Below are 17,357 nucleotides of genomic sequence, written 5' to 3' on the forward strand. Positions count from 1 at the left end.
AATTAGCGGCAATTTGTGTTTAAAAAAACTGAGAGTTAACATGGCTGCAGAAAAGCGAGATAAGCAACTTAGAGCAAGAGTGAAATTACTTGGAAGTCTTCTAGGTGAAATTATTGAAACGCAGGTAGGAAAGCCTGTCCTGGACGCTATTGAAAAACTAAGAACAGGCTACATCCAGCTGGACGACAAAGAAGATCCGGCACTGCGCTCCGAACTTACCGCTTTTATCGAAAAGCAATCTCCGGAAGATCTCATTCTGATCATCCGTGCTTTCAACATCTACTTCAGCCTGGTCAATTTGGCGGAAGAGGAACACCAGTTCCACGAACGTCAAAGCCAGCTTAAATCGGACGGTCCACTATGGGAAGGTTCGGTTCTGAAAACCGTTGAAGAGTTCAAAGCCAAAAACTTCAGTGCGGACGAGATTCAACAGCTTCTTAACAAGCTTTGTTACATCCCGGTTTTCACTGCACACCCGACTGAATCCAAGCGCCGTGCCGTCATGGAAAACCTTCGTAAAATCTTCCTGACTTTAGGCGAGCTTAATGAAGCGGAAGCTTATAACAACCCTTACGCTCAGGATGAAGTCATCCGCAAGCTTCAATACCAGATTCAGGTTCTGTGGAAAACCGACGAAGTCCGTCGCCAGAAGCCGACTGTTCAGGATGAAATCCGTAACGGGATCTACTACTTCCGTCAATCCCTATTCACAGCGGTACCGCAGGTTTATCGCTACATGGAACGTGCACTGGCTAGATTCTACCCTGACGACAACATTCAAACACCGAATTTCCTGACCTTCGGCTCATGGATCGGCGGTGACCGTGACGGAAACCCTTTTGTAACCCATGACACGACAGTAGAAGCCTTATTGCTTCAGACTCGCTCTGTTCTATATGAATATCAGAACCGCGTATTTGATCTGAGTCATAAACTGACCCATTCTCGCTACATCAGCGACATCAACCAGGACTTGTTGAACAAAGCGACCATCGTGGATGCAGACCTTCAGGAAACTGTCTTCAAAAAACGCCCTGAGCGCTTTAAAGATGAACCTTACCGTCGTTTCCTATACTTGATTCGCGGCCGTCTACAGCAGAACTTGAACTATGTGGAAGCCAAGCTGAACGGTACACCGATCAAAAAGTCGAGCTTTGCTTACTCCAGTGAAGACGAGCTGTTGTCTGACTTGCAACTTATCCACCAATCACTTTGCGAACACGGTGATGAAAACGTTGCAAACGCCGATCTTCAGGATCTGATCCGTCTGGTTCAGACATTCGGTTTCTTCCTGATGCGTTTGGATATCCGTCAGGAATCCAATGTTCACAGCGACGCTGTAGCGGATTTGCTATCGCATCTAAACATTGACTACCCTTCCCTATCGGAAGAAGACAAGCTTGAACTGTTGGCGAGTCACGTTGCATCTGCAACAATCATTGATACCCAGCATTTGAAGCTCGACAAGATGACCAAAGAAGTACTGGAAGTCTTCAATGTTATCCGTAAAATGCGCAAAGAAATCAGTCCGAAAGCATTCAACAACTATGTGATCTCAATGACGCACGAAGCCAGCCATGTTATGGAAGTGCTTTTCCTTGCACACCAGGCAGGTCTGGCCGGATACAACGCCGGACAACCATACTGCGACATTCAGATCAGCCCGCTTTTCGAAACCATCGAAGACTTGAAACACATCGTTCCAGTCACTACTTCGTTGCTTGAAAATAGCACATACCGCACCATGCTGCACGCTTCCGGCAACCAACAGGAAATCATGCTGGGCTACTCCGATTCCGCGAAAGATGGTGGTAACCTGTCTTCAGCTTGGAGTTTGTACCAAGCGCAGCAATCCATCATGGCGGTTGCCGATCAATACGACATCGATTGCCGTCTATTCCACGGACGCGGTGGTACAGTCGGACGTGGTGGCGGACCAACTCACCATGCCATCCTGTCACAGCCGACCGGTACGGTACGTGGTGCGATCAAGTTCACCGAACAAGGTGAAGTATTGTCATACAAGTACAGTAACGCCGAAACAGCGATGTATGAGCTGTCTCTTGGTGTCACCGGCTTGATGAAAGCCAGTACAGGCTTGATCAAACCGACCAAGAAGGACAACCCTGAGCACCTTGAGATCATGCAACAACTCGCAGATCAGGGTGAACACTGCTTCCGTGAACTGACCGACCACACCAAAGGATTCTTCGAGTTCTTCTACGAAGCGACCCCGGTTACCGAAATCGGTTTGCTGAACATCGGTTCGCGTCCGTCACACCGCAAAAAAGGCAACCTGTCCAAGTCTTCCATCCGTGCAATTCCATGGATTTTCGGGTGGGCTCAGGCTCGTTTGACCTTCCCTGCATGGCAAGGAACCGGCTATGCTTTGGATAACTGGATCAATGAACACGGTGATGCCAAGTTGAAAGAGATGTATGAAAACTGGCCATTCTTTAAAGGCTTGTTGAGCAACATCCAAATGGCACTTTTCAAAACTGATCTACAGATCGGTGCAGAATACACCAAGCTTGGCCGCAATCAGGATGATGCCCAGAAGATCTACAACATGATCGCTGAGGAACATACCCGCGGCGTTAAGCGCATTCTTGAAATCACCGGCAATGAATACCTAATGGCGGAAACCCCGGCATTGGCATTGTCATTGAACCGTCGCACGCCTTACCTGGAACCTTTGAACAACATCCAGGTCGCTGTATTGAGACGTTACAAAGATGAAAACACAAGTGAAGAGGAAAAAGCGATCTGGCTGACACCTCTACTTAACAGCATTAACGCCATCGCGGCAGGTATGCGAAACACAGGTTGATCCCTTAGAATGGGGCCAATCTAGTGCTTACCAAACCCCGCAATCATGCGGGGTTTTTTTATATCTTATGTTTTTTTGACGAAAAAACGGTATAAGGTATAATATCGCGCTCAACATGAGATTTCGCGGTTAAAGAGCGCATCAGTTCCTAACTGAGTAATGGTGATCCCATTCAACGAACCATAGAGATAAGTATGCAAGTAACACTCTTAAAATGTAAATTACATCGTGTCACCGCCACACATGTGGAGTTGGATTATGAAGGCTCCTGCGCAATCGACGGCCACTTGATGGAAGTCGCGGGTATTCGCGAATATGAGCAGATCCAGATCTACAACATCAACAACGGGAAACGCTTCACAACCTATGCGATCCGTGCGGAAGACCACAGCGGCATCATCTCTGTAAATGGAGCGGCTGCTCATAAGGCAAATCCGAACGATCTTTTGATCATTGCGGCCTACGCCTCAATGAGTGAAGAGGAAGCCGACCAGTTCAAACCGAAACTGGTTTACGTGGATGGTGAAAACAAAATCAGCCACACCCGCAACACCATCCCTACCCAGATGATGAAAGCGGTTTAACAAACTTAAACGCTTCCGCTGATTAACAATATCTAGCTTTCTGAGCAGGCCTGTTTAAAATAACTGAAATTCCTTTCAGTGTTTTACATTCGGGCCGCCGTCCAAAGGCACAATCAACACCTCAACACGTCTGTTTTTTGCCAGCTCCTGCTCGGTCGTTCCTGTCGTAAGCGGAGCCGTATCAGCCAAACCGATAGCCTGGGCTTGAGATGCTCGGATAATTCCCCGTTTAACCAATTCCACAATCACACTGGCTGCACGTGCACTGGAAAGCTCCCAGTTAGACTTGAATCGTCCCCCAACCACAGGTCGCATGTCGGTATGACCAATCACCTTGACCAAAACATCTTCTTTGTAAAACCCCTCAAAGTTGCTCAACATGTCTATGAATTGTGGCTTCAGTTCAGCCTTTCCCGGATCAAATGCAATTTGCTCGGGAAACGTCACTCGGATCTCGTCACTGCGATTAATATAATCGATCCTGATTGACGAACGTCCACGCTGACCAAAGAAGTTTTCAATCAACTCATGATACAACGGGTATAACTCGTTTTTGATCGACTTGTTATCAATCGGAAACTTTGTTTTACCGACATCTAAAGAATGAAAATAAGCAGCCTGCTCGTCAGAAAGAACGGAACCGTGCCCTAAAGCATCGGTCAAAGATTCAACAGCCGCTTTATATTTAGGAATTTCAAGACTGGACATGGCATAAAGTAAAACGAACACAGCCATCAGCAGCGACATTAGATCCGCAAAGGTCATCAACCAAGCCGGACCACCCGCTTTCTTAGCCATCGTCCGAAACCTTCTTTCGGCCATGCAAATAAGGGGCTAATAAATCACGCATCACCGCTGGGTTATGCCCCTCCGTAATACTGTCTATCGCCTCGATAATCATCATCTGCCGATAGGATTCGCCCTGAGCCCAGGACTCTATCTTGTCAGCCATAGGCAATGCAAACAAATTGGCGATCATCGCACCGTATAACGTGGTCAACATCGCGACCGCCATCGCTGGACCAATACTGCTCGGATCACTCAGATTGGCAAGCATCTGAATCAATCCGACCAAGGTACCCATCATACCGAATGCAGGCGCTGCCTCACCCACAGCACGAAATACCCCGGCACCGGTTTCTGCGCCACTGACCAACAATCGATTCTTTTCTTTCAATGCTTGATTGACCAAATTCGGGGAATAACCGTCCACCAGCATTCGAATCCCGTCACGGTAGAATTCATGATTGATTTCATAATTCTCCATCCCCAAAACACCTTTCTGGCGATTGATTCTCAGCAAATCTTCAGTGATGTCGATCAGCTTATTCAGGTCTTTGATCTGGTTATCAACTTTAAGTACGCTGAACGAGAGGCCGATGGCAGAAAAGGATTCTTTCATTGAATAGCGGATCATTGTGGCGGCAATCGTCCCACCAACAACGATCATTACGGAGGGAATATTGACAAATAGAGTGATCGAAGACCCCATTGTCATGGCAACCAAAACAATGGAGATGCCTGCAAACAGACCGATCAGGGTTGAGAAACTCATCAGTAAGATTAAACCTCAATTTATATAAGGCTTATTGATTTTAGCCCAAAACTACGTTGTCCAACAATCTGGTTTGCCCAAGCCTTGCGACAGCGAGAATCACAAAGATTGAATCCTGCTGTGAAGCATCAAGCAACGTTTTCGGATGCACGATCTTGACGTAATCCACCGCATCAAAGCCAAGGCCTAACAGACTCTGTGTCGCTGCGCTTTCCAACGCTTTAAAATCACGATTTCCGGATTCAAGTGCCGTCAATACATCCATTAGCGTCACATACAATTTAGGGGCAATTTCCCGCTGTTCCGGAGTCAGATACTGGTTACGGGAACTCAAAGCCAAACCGTCTTCGTCCCTGGCTATCGACCCCCTAATCAGGTCAATCGGCATCGCCATATCCCGAACCATCTGTTCGATAACGCAATACTGCTGGTAATCTTTTTGCCCAAAAACGGCAACATCCGGCTGAACCATATTGAAGAGTTTGGAAACGACCGTGGTCACACCATCAAAATGACCAGGCCTGCTGGCCCCTTCAAGCAGACCAGTAAGCTTTTCAGGCACTTTCACCAGAGTCTGTTCTTGGCCACAGGGATACATTTCATCAACCGTCGGATAAAAAACGACGTCCACCCCGACCGTCTGCATTTTCTGCTGATCCGCTTCAAAAGTACGCGGATAAGAGTCAAAATCCTCATTTGGGCCGAACTGTAAAGGGTTGACGAAGATACTCACGACCACTTTATCGCAGTACTCCCTCGCCAACTTCATCAAACTCAAATGGCCTGCATGAAGATTTCCCATCGTCGGTACAAAGCCGACTTTAAGCCCTTTTGATTTCCATTCACGAACCTGGGTTCGCAACATTTCGACTTGCTTGATTATCTGCATCAACCAACCTCGTGACACGCTTCCGGGAAGGTACCCGCTTTCACCGCCTGCACATAATCGCTCAAGGCCTGCTGAACCGAACCGCCTTCCAACAGAAAATTCTTAGAGAACTTGGGAGACTTGCCAACGGTTAAGCCCAGCATGTCATGCAATACTAGCACCTGCCCCGAGGTTTCCGATCCGGAACCGATTCCAATGACAGGAATAGCAAGGTTTGCGGTAATTTCCTGCGCAAGCATACTCGGAACGCACTCCAATACCAGCATATCGATGCCTGCTTCCTGTAAAGCCATCGCTTCTTCTAACAGAAGTTCGGCGGAATCGGAATCCTTACCTTGCACCCGGTAACCATGCTTTTCGACCGATTGCGGCAAAAGGCCTAGATGACCACATACTGGAATCCCCAAAGACGACAGAGCTGTAACCATAGGCAACACACGCTCCCCGCCCTCCAGCTTCACCATATTGGCACCGCCCTCTTTCATCAGGCGAGCAGCGGCATGCAATGCATTTTCCAAGGTGGAATCGGACATGAACGGCAAATCGGCGATACACCAGGCCTGTTGATTTCCTCTTTGGACCATTTGCGTGTGATAGACCATTTCATCCAACGTCACCGGCAAGGTCGTCACATGACCTTGGACCACCATCCCCAGAGAATCACCAACCAGAATCACGTCCACACCGGCTTCCGACAACCAATGACCAAAACTGGCATCGTAAGCCGTCAGACAAACGATTTTTTCACCATTCTGATATTGTTTCTTGAGTTGTTGCAGTGTCTTATGCATAAAAATCCAATCTTCTTAAACCTGAGTGTTTGCTTCCATTGGAACGACAAAAGTCGTCTCCAAACGCTCGACCAAATTCTCGACCTGACCCTGTTCGGGAATCGTCAGACCGGGTGAAATCTCGGCAAGAGGCAAGAGCACAAAATCCCTGTTTGCAATTTCTTTATGAGGAAGAGTCAGTCGCTCGCTATCCATTCGCATTCGACCGTAAAGCAAAATATCCAAATCGATACTGCGCTCACCCCAGTGCCGTTTTTTGACACGCCCCTGTTCACGTTCAATTGCTTGTAACGCATCCAGCAATTTTAATGGCGGAAGAGCGGTTTCCAATAAACAAACCGCATTCAGAAAATCGGGTTGATCCTGCGGCCCTAAAGGCTTCGAACTATACAACCTGGATGCTTTCAATAAGCGTGTTTCCGGCAGTGCATCAAGCGCCTGCAACGCTTTTTCGATTTGACCGGCAGGGTTATCCAGATTACTCCCAAGACCGATATATACCTTCTCCATCACTTGCAACTCATTATTCGTCAAGAGTCGGCGAAGATTCATCTCGGCTTTTTTGGCTGCGCTTTCGTAAAAAATTTCGATTGCGGCGCGGTTTACGAGAAGACCGGCGCGGTTTTTTTTCCACTGCGTTGGCAAACGCCACCCTTTCAACCGCATCCTTCTCTTGATATTCGGTCCACCAATCAAACAAAGCCTGAACTTCAGTCTCCCCTGCTGCTGCACGAACCCCCATGAAATCATAGGCAGCTCTGAAGCGAGGATGTTCACTTAGTTTCTGAGCTCGCGCCCCCTGTCTTCTTGTCAAGCGACCCTGAAGATTCCAGATATCGCGTATTTGAGCGGTGAAACGCTTTGGAATAGCCGTACAACGAATCTGCTGTTCAATCACATCATTGGCCGCCGCATACAATGCATCCTGATGCACCATTCCATTATCAAGGTGCACCTGTTTTCTCTGAATCATCGGCTCCCACAGCATGGCGGAAAACAGGAAAGCCGGATTGACGGTTTTTCCGCTTTGGATGCGTTCATCCGTGCTCTTGAGCGCTTCAATAACCATCATACGTGGAAAGCCTTCCGACTCTTCCGACAAAATCTGTTCGGTCAACGGGAAAAGATAGGTAAAAAGGTTGTAGTGACGCAATTTCTCGAAGACTGAAATACCGGCACCGCTGTGAAACAGTTTTAACACCTCTTCAAACATTCGTGCATTCGAAACATCCGCTAACAAGTGTCCCAATTCAGCAATCGGCGCTTCGGTTCTGGCTTCAATATTAAAGCCCAATTTGGCTGCAAAACGCACGGCACGGATCATTCTCACTGGGTCTTCACGATAACGAGTGACCGGATCTCCGATCAAACGTAACTGCCCGGACTTAATGTCATCCAAACCGCCCGCATAATCGATAATCGAAAAATCTTTAATGTTGTAGTACAAAGAATTGACGGTGAAATCGCGACGCCAGACATCCTCATCAATGGTGCCGTATACATTGTCGCGCACCAAACGCCCGGAATCATCCACCTCACGGGCTTTGCCACTCAAACGACCTTTACGTCCGAAATAATCCTGACGATTTTCACCGTCTCCCTGTCCTCTGAACGTCGCCACTTCAATGACAGTACGCCCGAAACGGACATGAGCCAGACGGAAACGTCTTCCAATTACCTGACAGCGACGCTTGAAAACGGCTTTGACTTCATCCGGATCGGCATCGGTGACAACATCGAAATCCTTAGGTTCCAAACCTAGCAACAAATCCCTGACACAACCGCCTACCAGATAAGCTTCATAACCCGCGCGCTTTAGGCCGTACAGCACATCCAGAGCTGACTTATCAATATCACGACGTGAAATTCCGTGCTCTTCACGGGAAATAATTCTTGGCGTTTTGTTGGGTTGAATGTGTGCAGCAGTTTTCGCAGTTTTACGATGGGATAGATAGGATGAGATTTTTCGAATGATTCGTTGCATGGAATGCCGTAAGTTAGCGTCTGAAAATTAAGTGCCCATTTTAGCCGCTTTTCCTCAGAGTTCAAAGTATTAGATGGTTTTGCTGGGCTTTTTAAATCACTTTTTCATAGACTTTGGTCTCTCCAAGCAATTCCACCTCTTTTTCAATACAGACATCCATCAATTCCTGTAAAAAAGAACTGAAAAACGGGCAGGAAATCGCCTGCTTGGAAACCTGCTCTTTAATTTCAACGTAAGATCCATTGACCGACATGGGCTGAACCCCGTATTTACGAAGCTTACGCAAATTCATATCCAGGTAACGATCCAGCTTCTGATTGCTTCGCGTTTGCCGTACTCGATCAAGAAAACTGTCGATTACCTCTTGGGTGAGCGCCTGGAACCGGGGTTCTCCGGCAATATGAAACACCTCATGATGGCAGGTCGTCAATTGATGATGAGCACACTCGTCAGTGAAAAACTTGATTGCAACCGTGTACTCGGACGGAATCCCATGAGAGTTGTGAGGTGAATACCATTCCAACAACCCTTCAATGACGACTCGCACAACCCTCTCATCTCCAAGATTACGCATCGCCTGTAATGCCTGCAACTTGGGAAAACGAATCTCTTCGTTCATCGCATCTACAATGGATACCGTAGACCAGTGATATTTGGCGGGATCCCTCTGTTCGGTAAAAGAGGAAATTACCTGTTCACGATTCATGAATTCCAGATAATCGCCACGGCCATCTTCAAAAATACGAAATAAATAAATCAAATCAGCATCCGTCCCTGTCTGCCAAACACAAAATCTAAAACCGTAAAAAGCAAAACGTTTTCATTTTAACCAATTGCACTAAGTCTACTTTATTTCACGCTTAATAAAAAGATTTATTTTTTCTAAATCAAGTACTTAGATGAAGTAAGAAAATACGTATTTCACCGCAGGAAACTTTTATTCACTTGTAAGCTTTAAGCAAAACAACCAACCAAATGAAAATCATTGACACTGAGTTTAGAACATGTATTCTAGAACAATCATTCTAAAGATTCGTTTAAAGGAAAAATCATGGATTACCTGAACCACCAGGCCCACTCAAAAACGGTACTAAAAGTACTCAATAGTGCGCTGGTTCTATTCGTCGACAAAGGTTTTTTCAACACCTCTATCCCGGATCTTGTTAAACATTCCGGCGTTAGTACCGGTTCGATCTATCACGGTTTCAAAGACAAACAAGCGATAGCGGAAACGTTGATGACCACCCTCCTGATGCAGATAGAAAGTGAGCAGCAGGAAATACTAGATCGTCACACGACCTGCTGGGAACGCTACTACGCACTTTCGAAATGGATGATCGCTACAGCGGAACAACACCCGCATGTCATGCAATTCGTTCTGACCGCCCGACACAAAGAATTCATGCCGGAACTGAAACCGGTCTGTTCGTCTCAGCCGTTCATGACATTAAGAAATGTCATCCAGCAAGGAATGGAAGAAGGTGTCATACGCCAGATGGACCTCATGGTCGCGGCGGCAAGTTCTTATGGTGGCGTGTTAAGACTGATACAACTCGGTCTTGACGGCATGTTGGAAAAACCTCTTAACAGCTACCTGGACGAAATCACACAGGCCTGCTGGAAAAGTATCGCAGTCGATTCAAACAAGGAAAATTAAATGTTTAAACCTGAATTCAATCTCATCTGGGTCTACTGGGCCATTACCGACTTTCTTTTGATTATCGGGGTTTTCTACGACCCAATTGCATTACAAGCGGCCATCGCACTGAATGTGCTCCAAGTCATTCATTTTTACCTGCGCACACCACAAATTTCAAACTTCGCAGTGCAAGTTCGAATCGCTTACCTATTGCTATTAATTATCGCGCTCTATCCACCACTGTATTTCATTTTCTACCTACAGATCATCGGCACCACGGCAATGATTCTGGCTAATTACTGCTTCCTGGCGAGATTCATGTCTCTTATGCCATGGAATATGGCTGAGTCATACAGTTTTGTATTGGTTCGAAACACCTTTTTTTCTAAACCGGTTGCAGGCAGCGTTCAACGCACCTGAAATCCGGCTGTTTAACCACCAAGAGTAGATAACAATATGAAAAAAACTCACCTTATTAGCGCCATCAGTATCGCGATGGCTCTGTCCAGCAACGTCAACGCCTCTGATGCTTATACCGAAAGCTTTGCAAACTACGCAAAAGAGATCCAGAAATACCAAAGCAATGAAAGCTGGGACGCTTCAATCCGAGCCTACGAAAAAGAGGTAGCGCAAGTACAAAAATCGGCCGGATACATTGGGAAGGCGTTACCGCTTCCTGAACCGATCAAAGTCGCGGACGGTGTCTATACGGTGGTAGGCAGTTTAATCTGGCACAACCCGAGCAATTTCGGCCTGAACAACAACCTGAGTTTCATTATTTTCGAAGACGGCGTTTTTGTATTCAACGGTGGAGCCAACCCGGCCATCGCTTACTCTTTCCATCAGCAAATCAAGAAAATCACCGACAAACCGGTTAAATGGCTGGCCGTCGAAAACAGCCAAGGGCACGCCTATCTGGGCGCTAGCTACTGGGTTGACCAAGGCGTCAAACACCTCTACTCGCACAGCGTCGCCAACAACGATTTTCACAACGCTTTTGCACGCATCAAACAAAGCTGGGGAACCCGCGTCGGACACGAACTGACGGAAGGTGCTAGAGACGTTTCCGACCTATTCACCACCTTCGACGACAAACTCACGGTGAATGTCGGAGGTGGTGAGCAGGTCGAAATATTGAATTTCGGTCCGGGACACACCCCCGGCTCCACCATCGTCTACTTACCTAAACGTAAGATTGTCCTACCGGGCGACTTGGCTTACAACCAGCGCATGCTGGCGCTGTTTTCCTACACGGACACCCTAAAATGGACTCAGACATTTGAAGCGTTCATGAGCGCCATGCCGAAAGACGTGACCGTCATCCCCGGCCACGGCGCACCAGCCACACTGCAAAAAGTGAAAGAAGACACTTACGACTATTTGAAATACATGCAAAATCAAGTTCAACAAATCGTCGATGCCGGAGGTTCTGAAGCCGATGCCCAAAAAATCGATCAGTCCATGTACAAGCATCGTTCGGTCTATGAACAGACCTACCGTAACAACGCCGTTCATATCTACCGCGAAATAACAGGCGGCGATCTTGGAGAAAGCAACGAATAAAGTCTATTGCTCCCCGAGAATTCGAAGGTAGAATAAAAGCGTTGTCGTTCGTTCGACAACGTTTTTTTGATTCCTAATCACACCCTTCAAGAATGACAGGCGGATTCATGACCCAGATCAAACACCCCATCCTTTCCTTTTCACTGGTCACACTACAATTTACCCTGATCGGAATTTTGTTATTGGTCCTGCCTTTAAGCATGAATAAAATTGTTTTAGGCGTTCAAGGCCTGGCCATCATCATAGGATTATGGGCGGTCTTCGTCATGCACCTCGGACATTTCAACATCGTTCCCGACCCGATGCCGGAAATCGAACTGGTGACTCACGGTCCCTATCGCTTCATCCGTCACCCTATGTACTTTTCAATTCTGCTTTTCTTCCTGCCGATTGTCATCCTTGACCTAAGCTGGCTGGCTCTCGCTCTCTACGCCGGTTTAACCCTTGTCCTGTTCGTAAAACTGAGTTACGAGGAACAGATGCTGATCGACACACTGCCGGAATATGAAGACTATCAACGCACCAGCAAAAAAATCTTGCCGTTCATCTTCTAAGTCGGATTAATCTCGGGGCTTTTAAGTGCTCATTACTAGTCATTCGCCTCAGAAAGTGCGAAAATAAGGGCCATTTGAATTTCTAGAAACCATAGATTCGCGATTACTAAAGAACACGTCATGACAAACAACAAACCAACACTTTTCAGCGGCATTCAACCTTCCGGCGATCTGATGATCGGTAACTACATCGGCTCAATCAAGAACTGGGTCAAAATGCAGGACGATTACAACTGCTTGTTCTCACTGGTCAACATGCACGCCATCACGGTAGAACAGGATCCTAAAGACCTTTACAACCGCAGCTTGGATTTTGTCGCCCTGTATCTGGCTTCTGGAATCGATCCGGAGAAAAGCACGGTTTTCATCCAATCCCACGTACCGGAACACGCTGAATTGGCATGGGTTCTGAACTGTTCGACCTATATGGGTGAACTGAACCGCATGACGCAGTTCAAAGACAAGTCGCAGAAGCACTCTCAAAACATCAATGTCGGCCTGTTTGACTACCCGGTACTGATGGCAGCGGATATCCTGCTATATCAGACTGAAATGGTACCGGTCGGAGCGGACCAGAAACAACACCTTGAATTGACCCGTGACTTGGCGATTCGTTACAACAACCGTTTCGGCAGAGAAGTATTCAAAGTGCCTGAGCCGTTTATTCCACCTGCCACTTCAGGCGGACGTATCATGAGCTTACAGGACCCGACTTCCAAAATGTCCAAGTCGGACGAAAACAAAGACAATTTTATCGCCCTACTGGATGACCCTAAGAAGATCATCAAGAAATTCAAGAAAGCGATGACTGACTCAGGTTCCGAAATCGTCTATGACGTGGAAAACAAACCGGGCGTGTCCAACCTGCTGACCATCTATTCGGTCATCAGCGGCAAATCGATCGACGAAGTGGTCAAACACTTTGAAGGTAAGATGTATGGACACCTGAAAGTCGAACTCGGTGAATTGGTTGTGGACTATCTGGAACCGATCCAAACCCGCTTCCATGAAATCCGCGGAGAAGAGGCTGAGTTGCGCGCCATTCTTAAAAAAGGTGCCGATCAAGCTAGAGAGCAGGCTCAGAAAACACTTAAAGAAGTACACGAAACCATCGGATTCGTTTTGCCATAACAAGCAATCCTCTGATTTAAACCATGCTAAAAGCCCCGTTTTACGGGGCTTTTTTTATACCCACTTTACGAAAATCCTGTACAACCAACAATCCAAACCCAAAATTAATCAATGACCTTCATAAAAAGTAAATATTTCCCATAATTAAAAGTAATGGCTATAATGTTCTTTCAACCATGATAATAAGGAGATCGTCATGAAGAAGAAATTAGCCATAGGCATCGTTACCCTGCCATTATTACTCACCGGCTGCGGCGGCTCTTCCAGTTCCAGCGGCACGGGAACCCTGAACTTGAGCTTGACCGACGCTCCAATCGACGAAGCACAGGCCGTTTGGGTTGAATTCACCGGCGTTTCCATCAAAAAGCAGAATGACGATCCAGAAGTAGCCGAAGAGTGGATCGACATCACATTCGATCAACCAAAATCCATTAACCTACTGACACTCCAAGGTGCCCAAAACATTGAATTACTTACAGGCCAAACGCTTGAAGCCGGCACCTATTCGGAAATCCGTTTGCACGTAAATGCCGTTCAGGATGGTGTTGAAGATTCCTATATCACTCTGGATGATGGTAATCACGAGCTGGATATCCCAAGCGGATCGCAGACCGGATTGAAAGTGAAAGGCGACATTGTCGTCGAAGCGGATCAAGCCGTGGGATTCACCGTCGATTTCGATGTACGTAAGTCCATTGTGGTTCTAGGCACCGGAGAGTACAAACTGAAGCCGGTGCTTCACCTGACGCAGGACACACTCACCGGACACATTGCCGGTACGGTTGAGACTCAATTACTGACCTCATTGGCGGATAACTGGACCTGTTCGGACGAAGATCCAAATACCTATAACGCCGTTTATATCTATTTAGGCGCAGATGCAACTCCGGTTGACATCAGTGGCGGCGCAACGGATCCGGTATCGACCGCTTTGGTGAACTACAATGCCGACACCACTTCCTATGAATTTGAAGCCGGATATTTGACGGCCGGCACCTACACAGTGTCATTCACCTGTCATGCCGATGCCGAAAACACCGAAGTGAGCGGTGACGACCTACACTTTATCGGAACTCAGAACGTGACCGTCACAGCGGGAGAAACCGCAACTGTCAACATCGTTGCGCCTTAAGAGACTGTTTGGCGCTACACACAAAAAAGCCCTGCGATGCAGGGCTTTTTTTATTCCAACCTATTCTTCCAGAAACAACTTACGGGCGTTCTCGTAAGCCAGCTTTCTGGCTACCGGTTCCGGCAGTTGCGACAGCCAGGAACGTATGTCCTTCACCACCGAATCAAACGTATTCCAGCGATTGACGCTAAAGGTATCCACCGCCACAAGAAAACGATCCTGATAATCGATGAACAGTTTTTTCCATTCGTCCGTTAAACCGCGATGCTTCGAGTAGCCATCGGTCCCCAACAACAACGTATCTCTGACGGACGTATCGATATACAAACGATCTGGATGACGCTGTAACACCGAGCGCAAAAAATCCGGCTCGGGACGTGTTCCCATATGCGCCCACAAGACCGTCACCTTCGGAGCAATCGCAAATATTTCATCTATGATTTCGGCATCGCCATGAGCCTGAAGCATCAAACCATGTTTTTCGGCCAGTTTTACCAACCCCTTAAATACCGGACTCTTCTTGTCCTTAGCAAAGATATGAAATTCACCTAATCCGCGATAAAACCCTTTTTTCAACGCCTCTTCGGCCTTGGCCACAACAGTTTCGTCATACATCCAATCCCGCTTATCCTTCAAGGTCTCATAAACGCCTAAAAATGGAATAATGCGCTTCGGCGCATAATGATACAGCGCTTCCGTACCGTCATTCGGCGTGCTGGAGATCAAAGCATGCGTTACCTGACTTCGGTCGAAAATTGCCATGATCTCTTTTGGCGCATAGGCCTTTACGTCTTCCCCACCGTAATGCAGATGACTGTCGAAAATCGGCATTTCCGCCCGTACATTCAAACTTAACCCCAACAAAACCAACAGGCCTGTCCATTTCAATAAATTCATCACTTTAGACACGTTATAACTCCGTTACGTTACGCTTCCTTAAACAGGGAAACCAGTTTCTCACCCGCCTCTTCAATCGTAGTTTCATTTTCAATGGTTCGCATCAACGCCGTCTGCGGTACAGCATATTCTGCGGCGCGGGCGATTCGTTCCTCAATTTCCTCAACACTTTCACGCCCCCGTTTAACCAGCCTTTCCCTCAAAGTCTCAGAAGAAGCGGTGATCAGCACCGGAATCAATTCAGGGTGAAGCGAACAGGCCTGTTCAAAATAACCTCGCGAACCGTTCATCACCACATTCAATCCTTGATTCAACCAAGTATCCACCTCCGTTCCCAACGCATACGACCAGCCGTGACTGTTCCAATGAAACTTGAAACATCCAAGCCGTAAACGATTGGCGAACTCCGCCTCTGAAAGATGGATATGATTCTCCCCTTTCAATTCCACGGGACGGGTTATGTAACGGTGTGCAAAAATCACCGGTGCCTGAATCAGACGTTCGCGTGCATAGTCCATCAAGGTGTCCTTACCGACTCCCGACGCACCAATCACATAATACAAGCGACCAGGCCTGCTCGGATTTGGATCCATAGACTGGGATTGCATCTTATAACCACACCCTTAACTTAGTTAATTCATATAGCCACTATTCTATTCAAGGACTCTCTTGGATGGAATTTTATAAGAAAACTATTTCAAAAATAAAACCTCCCACCACTTGATATTGCAAATAGTAACCATTATCATTCACAATATCAATTTTAAACATCAACCAAGCTAGGAGACAAAAATGAAGATTTTTTTGACCGGTTTTATTACCCTCGTATTAAGCCTGCCTGTCTATGCAGCCGTTGAAGAAGTAAACATCTATTCCGCCCGTAAAGAGCAGCTTATCAAACCGATTTTGGATCGTTTTGAAAAACAGTCCGGTATCAAGGTAAATCTCATTACCGGTAAAGCCGACGCGCTACTGAAGCGCATCGAAACCGAAGGCACGAACACACCGGCAGACATTCTCATTACGACCGATGCAGGTCGCCTGCATCGAGCCAAAACAGCCATGGTGCTACAGCCGGCCATCACGCCTGACATCGAAAAAATTGTGCCCTCCAACCTACAGGATCCTGACCATTACTGGATCGGACTTACCACCCGCTCCAGAATCATTGTCTACGCCAAAGACCGTGTAAAACCTTCCGAACTGAGCACCTATGAAGCGCTGAGCGATCCAAAGTGGAAAAAGCGTCTTTGCATCCGTTCGTCTAACAACATCTATAACCAATCTTTGGTGGCATCCATGATTGTTCATAAAGGCGAACAGTCAACCGAAGACTGGGCAAAAGGACTGGTAAAAAACTTCGCGCGCAAACCAAAAGGTGGAGACCGTGATCAAATCAAAGCCGTTGCAGCCGGTCAATGTGACATCGCCGTCGTGAATACCTATTACTTGGCGCAAATGTTGAACGGAAAAGATTCAACACAGAAAAAAGCGGCTGAACAGGTGGCTGTCTTCTGGCCCAACCAGAACGACCGAGGCGCCCATATCAACATCAGCGGCATCGCGATTACCAAAGCCTCTAAAAACAAGGAAAATGCTCTGAAACTGATTCGTTACCTGCTGTCTCCAGAAGCACAAACCTGGTATGCGGAAGCAAATAATGAGTACCCTGTGATCAAAGAGGCTACTTTAAGCAAAACCTTAAAATCATGGGGACAATTCCACAGTGACTCACTTAATCTGAAAGAACTGGGGGAATACAACTCACAGGCGGTTCGCATTATGGACCGAGCCGGCTGGCGCTAAAA

18 protein-coding genes are annotated in these 17,357 nt (G+C 47.1%); 9 read left to right on the top strand and 9 right to left on the bottom strand.

Features of this window, described 5'->3' with window-relative positions; translation table 11 throughout:
- Positions 1 to 40 precede the first annotated feature (40 nt).
- Together ppc and panD are read left to right on the top strand one after the other, a co-directional pair.
- Positions 41 to 2,830, top strand: a complete 2,790-nt coding sequence (gene ppc / locus QCB45_RS03575) for a phosphoenolpyruvate carboxylase (protein WP_279419282.1) — start codon at positions 41 to 43, stop codon at positions 2,828 to 2,830.
- A gap of 194 nt (positions 2,831 to 3,024) precedes the next feature.
- The gene (gene panD / locus QCB45_RS03580; protein ID WP_279419284.1) at positions 3,025 to 3,414 is read left to right on the top strand and encodes an aspartate 1-decarboxylase; all 390 of its coding nucleotides are present in this window, start codon (positions 3,025 to 3,027) and stop codon (positions 3,412 to 3,414) included.
- A gap of 75 nt (positions 3,415 to 3,489) precedes the next feature.
- On the opposite strand, the gene QCB45_RS03585 is transcribed toward panD, so the two are convergent.
- The 7 genes from QCB45_RS03585 to QCB45_RS03615 form a co-directional block, all read right to left on the bottom strand.
- Entirely contained in the window at positions 3,490 to 4,212 is a 723-nt protein-coding gene (locus tag QCB45_RS03585; protein ID WP_279419285.1) for a flagellar motor protein MotB, read from the bottom strand.
- Positions 4,205 to 4,969 (bottom strand): MotA/TolQ/ExbB proton channel family protein, encoded by a 765-nt coding sequence (locus tag QCB45_RS03590; protein ID WP_279419288.1) that lies wholly within the window; start codon positions 4,967 to 4,969, stop codon positions 4,205 to 4,207. Before QCB45_RS03590 ends, QCB45_RS03585 begins: the two co-directional genes overlap by 8 nt.
- A gap of 40 nt (positions 4,970 to 5,009) precedes the next feature.
- Complete coding sequence (panC, locus tag QCB45_RS03595; RefSeq protein ID WP_279419289.1) at positions 5,010 to 5,858, bottom strand: pantoate--beta-alanine ligase; 849 nt, start codon at positions 5,856 to 5,858, stop codon at positions 5,010 to 5,012.
- Positions 5,858 to 6,649: a 3-methyl-2-oxobutanoate hydroxymethyltransferase gene (panB, locus tag QCB45_RS03600; protein ID WP_279419291.1), complete on the bottom strand. Its 792-nt coding sequence runs from the start codon at positions 6,647 to 6,649 to the stop codon at positions 5,858 to 5,860. Before panB ends, panC begins: the two co-directional genes overlap by 1 nt.
- Before the next feature lie 15 nt (positions 6,650 to 6,664).
- A complete protein-coding gene (gene folK, locus QCB45_RS03605; RefSeq protein WP_279419293.1) occupies positions 6,665 to 7,159 on the bottom strand; it encodes a 2-amino-4-hydroxy-6-hydroxymethyldihydropteridine diphosphokinase in 495 nt (164 codons plus the stop codon).
- Positions 7,160 to 7,172: 13 nt separating this feature from the next.
- Positions 7,173 to 8,633, bottom strand: a complete 1,461-nt coding sequence (pcnB, locus tag QCB45_RS03610; RefSeq protein ID WP_279419296.1) for a polynucleotide adenylyltransferase PcnB — start codon at positions 8,631 to 8,633, stop codon at positions 7,173 to 7,175.
- A 91-nt stretch (positions 8,634 to 8,724) separates the two neighbouring features.
- A complete protein-coding gene (locus QCB45_RS03615) occupies positions 8,725 to 9,393 on the bottom strand; it encodes a hypothetical protein (protein ID WP_279419298.1) in 669 nt (222 codons plus the stop codon).
- Positions 9,394 to 9,684: 291 nt separating this feature from the next.
- On the opposite strand from QCB45_RS03615, the gene QCB45_RS03620 reads away from it, so the two are divergent.
- The 6 genes from QCB45_RS03620 to QCB45_RS03645 all read left to right on the top strand — a co-directional run bounded on the left by QCB45_RS03620 (position 9,685) and on the right by QCB45_RS03645 (position 14,652).
- Positions 9,685 to 10,290, top strand: a complete 606-nt coding sequence (locus tag QCB45_RS03620; protein ID WP_279419301.1) for a TetR/AcrR family transcriptional regulator — start codon at positions 9,685 to 9,687, stop codon at positions 10,288 to 10,290.
- Entirely contained in the window at positions 10,291 to 10,692 is a 402-nt protein-coding gene (locus tag QCB45_RS03625; RefSeq protein ID WP_279419304.1) for a hypothetical protein, read from the top strand.
- Positions 10,693 to 10,728: 36 nt separating this feature from the next.
- The gene (locus QCB45_RS03630) at positions 10,729 to 11,835 is read left to right on the top strand and encodes an MBL fold metallo-hydrolase (protein WP_279419306.1); all 1,107 of its coding nucleotides are present in this window, start codon (positions 10,729 to 10,731) and stop codon (positions 11,833 to 11,835) included.
- A gap of 107 nt (positions 11,836 to 11,942) precedes the next feature.
- Positions 11,943 to 12,389, top strand: a complete 447-nt coding sequence (locus QCB45_RS03635) for an isoprenylcysteine carboxylmethyltransferase family protein (RefSeq protein ID WP_279419308.1) — start codon at positions 11,943 to 11,945, stop codon at positions 12,387 to 12,389.
- Positions 12,390 to 12,509: 120 nt separating this feature from the next.
- Positions 12,510 to 13,520: a tryptophan--tRNA ligase gene (gene trpS, locus QCB45_RS03640; RefSeq protein ID WP_279419310.1), complete on the top strand. Its 1,011-nt coding sequence runs from the start codon at positions 12,510 to 12,512 to the stop codon at positions 13,518 to 13,520.
- Positions 13,521 to 13,716: 196 nt separating this feature from the next.
- Positions 13,717 to 14,652 carry a DUF4382 domain-containing protein gene (locus QCB45_RS03645; protein ID WP_279419311.1) on the top strand — a complete coding sequence of 312 codons (936 nt, stop codon included), beginning with the start codon at positions 13,717 to 13,719 and terminating at the stop codon, positions 14,650 to 14,652.
- Positions 14,653 to 14,712: 60 nt separating this feature from the next.
- Here the strand turns inward: QCB45_RS03645 and QCB45_RS03650 are convergent, their stop codons facing one another.
- Both QCB45_RS03650 and phnN read right to left on the bottom strand, forming a co-directional pair.
- Complete coding sequence (locus tag QCB45_RS03650) at positions 14,713 to 15,561, bottom strand: amidohydrolase family protein (RefSeq protein ID WP_279419313.1); 849 nt, start codon at positions 15,559 to 15,561, stop codon at positions 14,713 to 14,715.
- A gap of 17 nt (positions 15,562 to 15,578) precedes the next feature.
- The gene (gene phnN, locus QCB45_RS03655) at positions 15,579 to 16,157 is read right to left on the bottom strand and encodes a phosphonate metabolism protein/1,5-bisphosphokinase (PRPP-forming) PhnN (protein ID WP_279419316.1); all 579 of its coding nucleotides are present in this window, start codon (positions 16,155 to 16,157) and stop codon (positions 15,579 to 15,581) included.
- 184 nt (positions 16,158 to 16,341) lie between these two features.
- Here phnN and QCB45_RS03660 point away from each other — a divergent pair, with 184 nt between their 5' ends.
- The gene (locus QCB45_RS03660) at positions 16,342 to 17,355 is read left to right on the top strand and encodes a Fe(3+) ABC transporter substrate-binding protein (protein WP_279419318.1); all 1,014 of its coding nucleotides are present in this window, start codon (positions 16,342 to 16,344) and stop codon (positions 17,353 to 17,355) included.
- Positions 17,356 to 17,357 lie beyond the last annotated feature (2 nt).

This window comes from Thiomicrorhabdus sp. ZW0627, assembly GCF_029767005.1.
Classification (GTDB): domain Bacteria; phylum Pseudomonadota; class Gammaproteobacteria; order Thiomicrospirales; family Thiomicrospiraceae; genus Thiomicrorhabdus.

Bases quoted from the DNA above. Each gene is read 5' to 3' on its own strand.
- ppc (WP_279419282.1), top strand. From the start codon at position 41: ATGGCTGCAGAAAAGCGAGATAAGCAACTTAGAGCAAGAGTGAAATTA.
- panD (WP_279419284.1), top strand. From the start codon at position 3,025: ATGCAAGTAACACTCTTAAAATGTAAATTACATCGTGTCACCGCCACA.
- QCB45_RS03585 (WP_279419285.1), bottom strand. From the start codon at position 4,212: ATGGCTAAGAAAGCGGGTGGTCCGGCTTGGTTGATGACCTTTGCGGAT.
- QCB45_RS03590 (WP_279419288.1), bottom strand. From the start codon at position 4,969: ATGAGTTTCTCAACCCTGATCGGTCTGTTTGCAGGCATCTCCATTGTT.
- panC (WP_279419289.1), bottom strand. From the start codon at position 5,858: ATGCAGATAATCAAGCAAGTCGAAATGTTGCGAACCCAGGTTCGTGAA.
- panB (WP_279419291.1), bottom strand. From the start codon at position 6,649: ATGCATAAGACACTGCAACAACTCAAGAAACAATATCAGAATGGTGAA.
- folK (WP_279419293.1), bottom strand. From the start codon at position 7,159: ATGGAGAAGGTATATATCGGTCTTGGGAGTAATCTGGATAACCCTGCC.
- pcnB (WP_279419296.1), bottom strand. From the start codon at position 8,633: ATGCAACGAATCATTCGAAAAATCTCATCCTATCTATCCCATCGTAAA.
- QCB45_RS03620 (WP_279419301.1), top strand. From the start codon at position 9,685: ATGGATTACCTGAACCACCAGGCCCACTCAAAAACGGTACTAAAAGTA.
- QCB45_RS03625 (WP_279419304.1), top strand. From the start codon at position 10,291: ATGTTTAAACCTGAATTCAATCTCATCTGGGTCTACTGGGCCATTACC.
- QCB45_RS03630 (WP_279419306.1), top strand. From the start codon at position 10,729: ATGAAAAAAACTCACCTTATTAGCGCCATCAGTATCGCGATGGCTCTG.
- QCB45_RS03635 (WP_279419308.1), top strand. From the start codon at position 11,943: ATGACCCAGATCAAACACCCCATCCTTTCCTTTTCACTGGTCACACTA.
- trpS (WP_279419310.1), top strand. From the start codon at position 12,510: ATGACAAACAACAAACCAACACTTTTCAGCGGCATTCAACCTTCCGGC.
- QCB45_RS03645 (WP_279419311.1), top strand. From the start codon at position 13,717: ATGAAGAAGAAATTAGCCATAGGCATCGTTACCCTGCCATTATTACTC.
- phnN (WP_279419316.1), bottom strand. From the start codon at position 16,157: ATGCAATCCCAGTCTATGGATCCAAATCCGAGCAGGCCTGGTCGCTTG.
- QCB45_RS03660 (WP_279419318.1), top strand. From the start codon at position 16,342: ATGAAGATTTTTTTGACCGGTTTTATTACCCTCGTATTAAGCCTGCCT.